At 68.7% G+C, this 12,072-nt stretch carries 8 protein-coding genes and 1 pseudogene; all 9 read left to right on the forward strand.

From position 1 onward, the window contains the following. The first annotated feature begins 19 nt into the window (after nt 1-19). The 9 genes and pseudogenes from U9R90_RS02285 (at nt 20) to U9R90_RS02325 (ending at nt 12,062) form a co-directional block, all read left to right on the forward strand. A complete protein-coding gene (locus tag U9R90_RS02285) occupies nt 20-1,174 on the forward strand; it encodes a mandelate racemase/muconate lactonizing enzyme family protein (protein WP_411054660.1) in 1,155 nt (384 codons plus the stop codon). Continuing rightward, complete coding sequence (locus U9R90_RS02290; protein WP_411054661.1) at nt 1,171-2,193, forward strand: zinc-dependent alcohol dehydrogenase; 1,023 nt, start codon at nt 1,171-1,173, stop codon at nt 2,191-2,193. Before U9R90_RS02285 ends, U9R90_RS02290 begins: the two co-directional genes overlap by 4 nt. A gap of 243 nt (nt 2,194-2,436) precedes the next feature. Beyond that, nucleotides 2,437-3,552 (forward strand): multiple monosaccharide ABC transporter substrate-binding protein, encoded by a 1,116-nt coding sequence (gene chvE / locus U9R90_RS02295; RefSeq protein ID WP_411054662.1) that lies wholly within the window; start codon nt 2,437-2,439, stop codon nt 3,550-3,552. Between the two features lie 59 nt (nt 3,553-3,611). Continuing rightward, nucleotides 3,612-5,186 carry a multiple monosaccharide ABC transporter ATP-binding protein gene (gene mmsA / locus U9R90_RS02300; protein WP_411057609.1) on the forward strand — a complete coding sequence of 525 codons (1,575 nt, stop codon included), beginning with the start codon at nt 3,612-3,614 and terminating at the stop codon, nt 5,184-5,186. Continuing rightward, nucleotides 5,183-6,427 carry a multiple monosaccharide ABC transporter permease gene (mmsB, locus tag U9R90_RS02305; protein WP_411054663.1) on the forward strand — a complete coding sequence of 415 codons (1,245 nt, stop codon included), beginning with the start codon at nt 5,183-5,185 and terminating at the stop codon, nt 6,425-6,427. The genes mmsA and mmsB overlap by 4 nt, the downstream gene beginning before the upstream one ends. Before the next feature lie 155 nt (nt 6,428-6,582). Beyond that, the gene (locus tag U9R90_RS02310) at nt 6,583-7,926 is read left to right on the forward strand and encodes a jacalin-like lectin (protein ID WP_411054664.1); all 1,344 of its coding nucleotides are present in this window, start codon (nt 6,583-6,585) and stop codon (nt 7,924-7,926) included. Between the two features lie 223 nt (nt 7,927-8,149). After that, nucleotides 8,150-8,776, forward strand: a pseudogene (locus U9R90_RS02315) (ROK family protein); the annotation flags it as partial. Nucleotides 8,777-8,833: 57 nt separating this feature from the next. Continuing rightward, nucleotides 8,834-10,699 (forward strand): glycoside hydrolase, encoded by a 1,866-nt coding sequence (locus U9R90_RS02320; protein WP_411054665.1) that lies wholly within the window; start codon nt 8,834-8,836, stop codon nt 10,697-10,699. A gap of 85 nt (nt 10,700-10,784) precedes the next feature. Next, nucleotides 10,785-12,062: an ABC transporter substrate-binding protein gene (locus tag U9R90_RS02325; protein ID WP_411054666.1), complete on the forward strand. Its 1,278-nt coding sequence runs from the start codon at nt 10,785-10,787 to the stop codon at nt 12,060-12,062. Nucleotides 12,063-12,072: the final 10 nt, after the last annotated feature.

Genomic DNA, 12,072 nt, shown 5'->3' on the forward strand with positions numbered 1-12,072 from the left:
GACTCTAGGGGCAACTGCCGTGCGCATCACGGGAATCAGCACTCATGTCGTCGGGACCCCCTGGCGCAACCTGACCTATGTGCTCGTCCACACCGACGAGGGGCTCACCGGTGTCGGCGAGACCCGCATGCTCGGCCACACCGACGCGCTGGTCGGATATCTCCGCGAGGCCGAGGCGAACCACATCGCCGGATCCGACCCGTTCGCGATCGAGGACCTGGTGCGCCGGATGAAGTACGGCGACTACGGGCGGGCCGGCGAGATCGTCATGTCGGGCATCGCGGTCATCGAGATGGCCTGCTGGGACATCAAAGGCAAGGCGCTCGGGGTGCCGGTGTGGCAGCTGCTCGGCGGCAAGGTGACCGACCAGGTCAAGGCGTACGCCAACGGCTGGTACACCACCGAGCGCACCCCGGACGCGTACCACAAGGCGGCCCAGGCGGTGGTGGCGCGCGGCTACCGGGCGCTGAAGATCGACCCGTTCGGCACCGGGCACTTCGAGCTCGGCGCCGAGGAGAGCCGATACGCGGTGTCGCTGATCGAGGCGGTACGGGACGCGATCGGCCCGGACACCGAGCTGATGCTGGAGATGCACGGGCGGTTCAGCCCGGCCACCGCGCTGCGGCTCGCACGCGAGCTGGCGCCGTTCCGTCCCGCCTGGCTGGAGGAGCCGGTACCGCCGGAGAATCTGAAGGCGCTCAAAAAGGTGGCCGAGAAGGTAGAGCTGCCGGTCGCGACCGGTGAGCGCATCCATGACCGGATCGAGTTCCGGGAGCTCTTCGAGTCGCAGGCGGCGGACATCATCCAGCCGGATGTGGGCCATATCGGCGGCATCCTGGAGACCCGCAAGCTCGCCGCGACCGCCGAGACACACTACGTGCTGGTGGCCCCGCACAACGTCGGCGGTTCGGTGCTGACCGCCGCTTCGCTGCAACTCGCCGCCTGCACCCCGAACTTCAAGATCCTGGAGCACTTCAACGACTTCGCGGACGCGGAGATCAAGAAGGTGGTGCAGGGGGCGCCCGAGGTGGATCCGGAGACTGGCTCCTTCGCGCTCTCGCACGCCCCGGGCCTGGGTGTCGAGCTGGATGTCGATGCCGCGGCCGAGTTCCCGCAGCAGCGGGCCCGGTTCGACCTGTGGGCCGAGGGCTGGGAGCAGAGGGCACCGAAGTGAGCCGCGCGCTGATCATCGACCGGCCCGGCAGCCACCGCCTGGTGCGGCGCGAGGACCCGGTGCCCGCGCCCGGCGAGGCGGTGGTGCGGGTCGCCGCGGCCGGGATCTGTATGAGCGACCGCGAGGTGTACGACGGCCATCGCGACCCGGGTTACGTCCGCTACCCCCTCACGCCGGGCCACGAGTGGTCGGGAACCGTGGAGGCGGTGGGCGAGGGCGTCGATCCCGCGCTCGTCGGCCGCAAGACGGTCGCCGAAGGGTTCCGGGCCTGCGGGGTCTGCGAGCGCTGCCGGTGCGGAGAGACCAGCCTGTGCACCGGCGGGTACGCGGAGACCGGGTTCACCGAGCCGGGCGCGTTCGCCGACCATGTGACGGTGCCCGCGCGGCTGTTGCACCCGCTCCACGAGGACGCCGACCTACGGGCCGCCGCCCTGCTCGAACCGGCCGCCGTGATCGCGGCGGCGGTACGCACCGGGCGGCCGCGCCCCGGTGAGCGGGTCGCGGTGGTCGGCGCGGGCACCCTCGGGCTGTTGGCCGTGCAGTTGCTGGCGGCCGCGTCGCCCGCCCAGCTGACCGTCATCGACCCCCGTGCCGCGCGCGGCGAACTGGCGTTGCGATTCGGGGCGAGTGAGAGTCTGACGCCGGATGCGGCACTGTCCGCCAACGGCACCGTCAACGGCACCTTCGATCTGGTGGTGGAGACCGCGGGGGCACCGCCCACGGCGGCCTCGTCCTGCCTGCTGGCCCGCAGGGGCGGCCGCGTCGTCCTCACCGGGATGTTCACGCCGGGCGCGGTGGGCATCGACCCGGTGCATCTGTCGCTGAGCCAGCTGGAGTTGCGCAGCGTGTTCGGCGCCCCCTCATCGGCCTGGTCGGACGCGGTACGGGCCTTCGGCCTCGGGCTGCTCGACCCGGCACCGCTGATCACGCACGAGTTCCCGCTGGAGCGGTTCGACGAGGCGATCGCGCTGGTCGGCGGCGGCGACCCGAAGACCGGCAAGGTACTGCTGCTCCCCTAGCCCCCTAGCCCGCTGGCTCCCCTAGCCCGGTGGCTCCCCTACCCCCCGTGCCCCCTTGTCCGTACGGCGGTACGGGGAGCGCCCTGAACAGCCTCCGTACCGCCGTACATCCAATGACTCGAATACCATCCGATATTTCGAACATGGGAGNCCCGACACACCTGGCCCCGACGCACCCGGCACGGACAGCTCCGCCCCCGCCCCATCCGCTCTCGACGACACGACCCGCAAGGACTGATGACCATGAGCACCCGCAGCATCACCACCGCCGCCGTCGCCGCCCTCGCCCTGTCCCTCTCCCTCACCGCCTGCGGGCAGAGCAGCGAGGGCGGCAGCAAGGAGGACAAGGACAGCAAGAGCGCCAAGGACATGACGGTGGGCATCGCGATGCCCACCAAGTCCTCCGAGCGCTGGATAGCCGACGGCAAGAACATGGTCGCCCAGCTCAAGGGTCACGGTTACCAGACCACCCTCCAGTACGCCGAGGACGACACCGACCAGCAGGTCTCACAGATCGAGAACATGATCACCCAGGGTGTGGACGCCCTGGTGATCGCGGCCATCGACGGGCGTGCGCTGAGCAACGTGCTCCAACAGGCCGCCGACGCCGACATCCCCGTCGTCTCCTACGACCGGCTCATCCTCGGCAGTGAGAACGTCGACTACTACGCCTCCTTCGACAACGAGAAGGTCGGGGAGCTCCAGGGCACGTACATCGTGGACAAGCTGGGGCTCAAGGACGGTTCGGAGAAGGGCCCGTTCAATCTGGAGCTGTTCGCGGGCTCCAACGACGACAACAACACGCGCTACTTCTTCCAGGGCGCCATGAACGTCCTGAAGCCCTACATCGACGACAAGAAGCTCGTCGTCAGGTCCAAGCAAACCAAGATCAACCAGGTCACCACCCTGCGCTGGGACGGCGGCACCGCGCAGAAGCGCATGGACGACCTGCTCACCTCCAGTTATTCCAAGGAGCGCGTGGACGCGGTCCTCTCGCCGTACGACGGGATCTCCATCGGCATCCTGTCGGCCCTCAAATCCGATGACTACGGCAGCAAGAGCAAGCCGCTGCCGGTGGTCACCGGCCAGGACGCGGAGGCCCTCTCGGTGGCGTCGATCGTCAAGGGCGAGCAGACGCAGACCGTCTTCAAGGACACCCGGGAGCTCGCCAAGGTCGGCGCGAACATGGTCGACGCGCTACTCAACGGCAAGAAGCCCGAGGTCAACGACACCGAGACCTACGACAACGAGAAGAAGGTCGTGCCGTCGTATCTGCTCGACCCGGTCAGCGTGGACAAGGACAACTACCGCCCCGTGCTCATCGACTCCGGCTACCTGAAGGAGAGCGACCTCAAGTGAGCACGGCACGGCCCGACCTGGAGACGAGCTCCGCTGTCGAGACGAGTTCCGTTCTCGAGATGCGCTCCATCGTCAAGACCTTCCCCGGCGTCAAGGCGCTGTCGGACGTCTCGCTGACCGTCCGCGCGGGAGAGGTCCATGCGATCTGCGGCGAGAACGGCGCGGGTAAGTCGACGCTGATGAAGGTGCTCAGCGGTGTCCATCCGCACGGCAGCTACGAGGGGGAGATCCTCTTCCAGGGCGAGCCGTGCCGGTTCAAGGACATCAGGGCCAGCGAGAGACGCGGCATCGTCATCATCCACCAGGAGCTCGCCCTGGTGCCGTATCTGTCCATCGCGGAGAACATCTTCCTCGGCAACGAGCACTCCCGCCGCGGTGTCGTCGACTGGCACGACACACTGAGGCACGCCACCGAGCTGCTCGGCCGGGTGGGTCTGGGCGAGCATCCGCAGACCCGGGTCGCGGACATCGGTGTCGGCAAGCAGCAGCTCGTCGAGATCGCCAAGGCCCTGGCCAAGGAGGTGAAGCTGCTCATTCTCGACGAGCCGACGGCGGCCCTGAACGACGAGGACAGCGGCAAACTCCTCGATCTGATCCTGGAGTTGAAGGGCCAGGGCATCACCTCGATCATCATCTCGCACAAGCTGAACGAGATCGCCGCAGTCGCCGACTCCGTGACGATCCTGCGGGACGGCCGCACCATCGAGACCCTCGATGTGAAGGCCGCCGAGACCACCGAGGAGCGGATCATCCGCGGCATGGTCGGCCGCGACCTCGACCACCGCTTCCCCGAGCGCACCCCGCATGACGCCGAGACGGGCGCCGCGCCCGCCCTGGAGATCCGCGACTGGACGGTGCACCATCCGATCGACCAGCAGCGCAAGGTGGTCGACTCCGTCTCGCTGCGGGTCAGGCGCGGCGAGATCGTCGGCATCGCGGGCCTGATGGGCGCGGGCCGCACCGAGCTGGCGATGAGCGTCTTCGGGCGCACCTACGGCCGGTACGCGGGCGGCACGGTCCTCAAGGACGGGGTGGAGATCCGCACCAGGACCGTCCCGGAGGCGGTGGAGCACGGCATCGCGTACGTCACCGAGGACCGCAAGCACTACGGGCTCAACCTCATCGACACCATCGGCCGCAACATCACGCTGAGCGCGCTGGGGAAGGTGGCCCGGCGCGGGGTGGTCGACGCGCACGAGGAGCGGCGGGTCGCCGAGGGCTACCGGCAGTCCATGAACATCAAGGCGCCGCATGTCTTCGAACCGGTCGGGCGGCTCTCCGGCGGCAACCAGCAGAAGGTCGTCCTCAGCAAGTGGATCTTCGCGGGTCCTGATGTGCTGATCCTGGACGAGCCGACCCGTGGCATCGACGTGGGCGCCAAGTTCGAGATCTACACGGTCATCGACCAACTGGCCGCCGAGGGCAAGGCCGTCGTCTTCATCTCCTCGGAACTGCCCGAGCTGCTCGGTATGTGCGACCGCATCTACACGATGGCCGCCGGACGGCTCACCGGTGAGGTCCCGCGCGCCGAGGCCTCCCAGGAAGTCCTGATGCGGTTCATGACCAGAAACTCACCACGCCCCCAAGAACCTCAAGCCCCCGAGGGAAGCGAAAGAGAGCGGTCCCACCCATGAGCGCCCATCTGACGGCCAAGACACCGGCCGACGCCCCGCCGCCCGGAGAACCGAACGCACCGGGTCCCGGTCTCGGCCGACTGCTGCTCGACGGCATCCGCCGCAACACGCGGCAGTACGGGATGCTGTTCGCCCTCGGCCTGATCGTCGCGCTGTTCGCGGCCTGGACGGGCGGCGACCTGCTCCTGCCGCGCAACGTCTCCAACCTGGTGCTGCAGAACAGCTACATCCTGATCCTGGCGATCGGCATGATGATCGTCATCATCTCGGGCCATATCGATCTGTCGGTCGGCTCGCTCACCGCCTTCGTGGGCGCGGTGTCCGCGGTCCTGATGGCCGAGCACCAGGTGCCCTGGCCGCTCGCGGTCGTCCTGGTGCTGCTCCTGGGACTGGCCGCGGGCGCGATGCAGGGCTATTTCATCGCGTATCTGGGACTGCCGTCCTTCATCGTCACACTCGCCGGGATGCTGCTCTTCCGCGGGCTCACCGAGATCGTTCTGGAGGGCCAGACACTCGGCCCGTTCCCCGGCGGGCTGCAGAAGGTCGCCAACGGCTTCCTGCCCGAAGCCGGACCCACCACCAACTACCACAACCTCACACTCCTGCTCGGCCTCGCACTGATCCTGTTCGTGGTGCAGCAGGAGGTGCGCGACCGCAGGCGCCAGCAGGAGTACGCCCTTGAGGTGCTCCCCCGGAACCTGTTCCTGCTCAAACTCACCGCGTTGGTGGCCGCCGTCACCGCCTTCACCCTGCTGCTGGCCAGCTACAAGGGCGCGCCCGTGGTCCTGCTGATCCTGGCGGCGCTGCTGGTCGGGTTCAGCTATGTGATGCGCAACGCCGTCATCGGCCGCCATGTGTACGCGCTCGGCGGCAACCTCCCGGCGGCCAGGCTGTCCGGCGTGAAGGACAAGCGGGTCACCTTCCTGGTGTTCGTGAACATGGGTATGCTCGCCGCCCTGGCGGGTCTGGTGTTCGCGGCGCGCTTCAACGCGGCCTCGCCCAAGGCCGGACTCAACTTCGAACTCGAGGCGATCGCGGCCGCGTTCATCGGGGGCGCGTCGATGAGCGGCGGCGTCGGCACCGTACTGGGTGCGATCATCGGCGGCCTGGTACTCGGTGTGCTCAACAACGGCATGAACCTCGTCGGTGTCGGCACCGACTGGCAGCAGGTCATCAAGGGCCTCGTGCTGCTGGCGGCGGTCGGGTTCGACGTGTGGAACAAGCGCAGGGTCGGCGCGTGAGGGAGCCCTTTCCGGACTCCCCCAACCAGGCGTCGTTCCCGATGGCAGTGCTGCGCCCCGGTGAGACCTTCCCGTTCGACGACAGTGCCGCGCCCCGGTAAGACGTTCCGTTCGACGACCGTGCACTCCTTCGTCCCCGACCCGATGGAGCCCCCATGAGAAGACTCCTGAGCGCGCTCGCCGCGGGCGCGCTCGCCCTCACCTGTCTGACGGCCGCGAGCACGGCCCCCGCCACGGCGGCGCCTGCCGTGGCGGAGGCCGCCGACTCCGGCAGTTTCGACGTCCTCACGTACAACATCGCGGGCCTCCCCGCCGGGCTCGGCGACAGTGACCCGGAGACCAACACCCCGCTGATCGGGCAGCGCCTCGGCCCGTACGACATCGTCAACGTCCAGGAGGACTTCAACTACCACGCGGCCCTGTACGCGAACGACGGCCACCCGCACCGCACCGCGACCAGCGGCGGCGCGGGCTTCGGCGACGGACTCAACACACTGTCCGGCTACCCCTTCGAGGACTTCCAGCGGGTGCGCTGGAAGAACTGCACCAACGCGGACTGCCTGACGCCCAAGGGCTTCACGCTCGCCCGCGTGCGGCTGGCCGAAGGCGTCTTCGTCGACCTGTACAACGTCCACACCAATGCCGACGTGACCGATGCCGCGCTGGCCGCGCGCCGGGCCAACATCGTGCAGCTGTCGGACTTCATCCAGGCCAACTCCGCAGGCAACGCGGTCATCGTCATGGGCGACACCAACACCCGCTACACCCGCGCGGGCGACAACATCCGCACCCTGCTGGACGACAACGGCCTGGCCGACCCCTGGGTGGACCTCATCCGCGGCGGCGACATCCCCGCACCCGGCAGCGACACGCTGGGCTGCGACAAAGCCGCCCCCACCGACGACTGCGAGGTGGTCGACAAGGTCCTGTACCGGGGCAGCGACCTGGTACACCTCACCGCGACCCGCTACGAGAACGCCTGGCGCTCCTTCCTGCGCGACGACGGCGAGCACCTCTCCGACCACTACCCGCACGCGGTCGGCTTCTCCTGGTCCCTGCCAGACGGCGGCCTGCGCGCCAGTGACTTCTTCGGCGGCCCGCACGGCACGGCCTTCAACGACGCCGTCCGGCTGCCCGCGACCCTGGCGCCGCGTACCCTCACGCTGCGCGGCGCGGCGCGCCTGGACGCTCTGTCCCTCACCCACGACGACGGCACGGTGCTGCGCCACGGCGGTACGGGCGGCACCGCCGCGTCCCTCACGCTGGGCGCGGGTGAGCACCTCACCTCGGTCACCCTCAGCAAGGGCAAGAAGGACGGGAGGACTCGTCTCTTCTCCGCGGCGTTCACCACCGACCAGGGCCGTACGGTCTCGGCCGGTACGGCCACATCCGACCGCGTCACCCTGAGCGCCCCACCCGGACGGCGGATCGTCGGGTTCACGGGGCGCTCAGGGGACGAGATCGACAAACTCGGTGTGCTCTACGCACCGATCGGCTGACCGCGAGGCCGCACCTCAGAGCCTGTCTTTGAACCCCCGTCGTCCGCGCGAAGCGCGGGCGCAGCGCCCGCCGCGAAGCGGCTGATGTCCCGGCGGTGCGTGCTCTCGGCGTGCGGCGTTGCAGGTCATGAATGGGGTCTCCCCTGCTCAGGGGGGCACCTCCCGCTCGAGCGGAGCCGAGAGTGGGGGAGAAGCCGAGAGCTTGGGGAAGGAGCCACCTGTCCTGTGGCGCCGTGCGGCGAGGGTGCGTGCCGGGCGTCGNGTGGGGGCCGGGCTCGCCCTGGGCGGCGCCCTGCACCGGGGGGTCACCAACACCGCCGGGGAGTGGGGGCATACGACGCTCGTCCTGGACGGGCGGCCGTGTCACTGCGGCAACCACGGCTGTGTCGAGACCTACGTCGGGGCGCCCGGCATCATGCGGCATCTGCGCGAACTGAGCCCGGACAGCCCGCTGTTGCACCCCGACGACCAGACCGCGACCATCGACGCGCTCGCCACGGCGGTCGCCGAGGGCGACCCGGTGGCGGTCAGGGTGGTGCGGGAGACCGCCCGCTATCTCGGCGCGGCCATCGCGGGTCTGGTCAACCTGGTCAATCCGGAAGTGATCGTGCTCAGCAGCTGGGTGGCGGTCAAGCTCGGCCGTCCGCTCCTGGACGAGGTCCGCCAAGCGGTGGCGCGGCATGCGCTGCCACGCCCCCTCACCGCCACCGAGATCGTGCTCAGCCCGATTCCGACCGACCCCGTCAGCCTGGGCGCGGCGACCTTCGCGCTTGAGGGCTCACTGGCGTCCGTAGGACACAAGAGCCGCCGTACCAACGGCACGGCAAGGACCCGCAGCACGCCTTCATAGTCGACGAAGGGATGCCCCATGCCCCGTACGACCGGTGTGAGAACCGGCAGAACCGGCGTGAGGACCAACCGCAAGAGCCGCCTTCGCCTACCCGTAGCCAGCGCCTGCGCGACGCTCGCCCTGGCAGCCACCGCCCTGACCCCCGCCGCCGCGTCGGCGGACCAGCCGCCCGAGGCCGCCGCACCTCAGGCCGCCGAGGTGTCGCCGCATCCGGCCCAGACCATCGACAACATCGGTGCCTCCGGCGCCTGGTGGGTGAACGACCTCGCTAACTTCTCGCCCGAGGCCCAAGCCGAGGCGGCGAAGCTGCTGTTCAGCCAGGGCGGGCTTGATCTGAGCAGCTACCGCTACAACATCGGTGGCGGCGGCACCGCCGTCACCACTCCGGAGCGCGCCCCCGAGGACTTCCTCAATGACGACGGCTCCTACGACTGGTCCGAGGACGCCGGTGGCCAGACTTTCGTCAAGTACGCGGCCACGTACGGCGTTCAGGACATCATCGGCTTCGTCAACAGCGCCCCGGCCCGGTGGAAGACCAACGGCCAGAGCTGTGGCGGCCATCTGGACGACGCGCATATCGAGGACTTCGCGCGGTATCTGGCCGATGTCACCGAGCACTTCAAGGGCAAGGGTGTCGACCTGGACTACCTCAGCCCGTTCAACGAGCCCGCCAACAGCTTCGCCGGCTGCGGCCAGGAGGGCATGCTGGTCGACGTCGGCCAGCGCGGCGCGATCGTACGCGCCGTGGGCGCCGAGCTCGCCAAGCGCGGCCTCGGCACCGGGCTGATCGCCGACGAGTCGAGCAGCACCGACGGCTTCAACAGCGAGGTGCCCCAGTGGCTGGCAGAGGAGGGCACCGCCCAGTACGTCGCCAAGCTCGCCCACCACACGTACAACAATCCGGGCGACGGCTCACTCGCCAGGGTCTACGAGACGTCCAAGGCGTTCGGCAAGCAGCCGTGGGCGACCGAGATCTGCTGCTTCGGCAAGGGCGGCACGGGCTGGAACAAGGAGTACGACCCCACCATCGACAACGCCCTGCTGATGTCCCGCATCATCCACAAGGACTTCGCGACCGCCCATGACTCGGCGTTCCACTGGTGGACGGCCGTGTCCAACATGTCCGGCACCACCGAGCTGGACACCGAGCACGGGCGGAAGAACGACAACGGCTGGAACGACGGACTGCTCTACTACGACAAGGAGTACGCGGCAGGCGGCAACCAGAAGCTCTACACGACGAAGCGGTACTACGCGCTCGGCCAGTACAGCAAGTTCGTCAAGCAGGGCTCGCGGGCCCACGACATCACCGGGGTACCGGCCGGGGTCGAGGCCTCCGCTTACGACGTGGACGGCCGCTGGGTGGTCGTCGTGAACAACCACAACACCACCGAGACCCCGCTCGACCTGCACTTCAACAACAAGTCCAAGCTGTCCCCGCAGCGCGCGGTGCGCACATCGGCCACCGAGGACTGGTCCGATGTGGCCCCCGCACAGGTCGACGGGGCGAGCGCCAGCGCGACCCTGACGCCCCGCTCGGTCACCACCTACGTGCTCGGCCAGGGCAAGCGGTCCACGCCGACCGCGCTCACCGGCGCCCTGGTCGGCAGCCAGTCCGGCAAGTGCTTCACCGGCTCGGCGATCAACACCTGCACGGGCGGCGACGAGCAGCAGTGGTCGTACGCCGCGGACGGCACCCTGAGCGGTGCGAACGGCTGTCTCACGGCCGACGGCAGCACGCTCGGCACCCAGGACTGCAACGGCGGCCCCGACCAGCAGTGGCTGCTCAACGGCAACGGCCAGATCGTCCTGGAGGCCGACGGACGGTGCCTTGACGTCAGCGGTCAGGCCACTGCCGACGGCAGCAAGGTCGTGCTGTACCGCTGCAACGGCGGCCTGAACCAGTCCTGGACACGGCAGTAGCAACCCCTGGGATACCGGACGGCCACCCGGCCGTCCGGTATCCCGAACAACGAACGACCCTTCGAGAGACAAGGACGCCTTCACCATGTCGCCGACACACGGAATGCCGAACAGCGGAAACCCGTCCCGCCGCACCATGTTGCGCACCCTGGGAGGCGCCGCCTCACTCGCCGCGCTCGCGGCCTGCGGCGGCAACACCGGGCGCGGCAGCGGCTCTGGCTCCGGCAAGGAACTCACCCAGTACTTCCACGCGTACGGCGAGGCCGGCACCCAGGACGCGATCAAGCGGTACGCCAAGGGCTTCGACCAGGCCAACGTCACCACCCAGTGGATCACGGGCTCCAACTTCGAGAGCAAGCTGTTCTCGGCCCTGCTGTCCTCCAAGGCCCCGGACGTCTTCGAGTTCCACCCGCAGATCCAGATGGTGCGGGCCAAGCAGATCGTGCCGCTCGACGACATCATCAAGCCCGTCCAGGACGACTTCGTGGAGGCGGACATCGCCTCGCACACCATGGACGGCAAGATCTGGGGCATACGGATGATCGACGACCCCAAGTTCATCTACTACCGCAAGTCGCTTCTGGACAAGGCGGGGCTCCAGCCGCCCAGCACGCTGGACGAGTTGGTCGAGGCCGCGGCGAAACTCACCACGGGCAAGGTCAAGGGCCTCTTCCTCGGCAACAACCTGGCCGACATCGCCCGGCCGCTGGTCTGGTCGTGCGGGGCCGATCTACTCACCGACAAGCAGGAGATCGCTTACCACACGGACGAGGTCGCCGCGGGCCTGGCCACCCTGCGGAAGCTCTTCACCAGCGGCAGCCTGCTGCTCGACGCACCGGCCGACTACTGGGACCCCTCGGCCTTCACGCAGGGCCTCGCCGCGATGCAGTGGTGCGGGATGTGGGCGATGCCCGCGATCCTCAAGGCCCACGGCGACGACGTCGGCATCATCCCCTTCCCGAAGGCCGCGGACAGCGGCAAGCCCTCGCTCATCAACGGCGGCTGGTCGATGTTCGTCAGCGCCAAGGCCAAGGACGTCGACCTGGCCAAGGAGTATGTGAAGTGGCTCTGGATCGACCAGAAGGAGCACCAGGAGGACTGGGCGCTGAACTACGGCTTCCACATCCCGCCGCGCAAGTCCATCGCCGCGAAGGCCGACAAGCTCAAGACGGGGCTCGCCGCCGAGGGCGTGCAACTGGCCGGGCAGTACGGGCACTTCGACAACCCGTACTGGACCCAGTCCATGATCAACGCCATGGAGGGCGTCATCGCCGACTCCGTACGTAACGACATGAAGCCCGAGGCCGCACTCGACAAAGCCGACAAGAAGATCAACCGCGAGCTCAAGTCGCTCTTCGGATAGGCGGCGGCCC

Origin of the sequence: Streptomyces sp. E11-3, from assembly GCF_046540415.1 — a bacterium.
Taxonomy (GTDB): domain Bacteria; phylum Actinomycetota; class Actinomycetes; order Streptomycetales; family Streptomycetaceae; genus Streptomyces.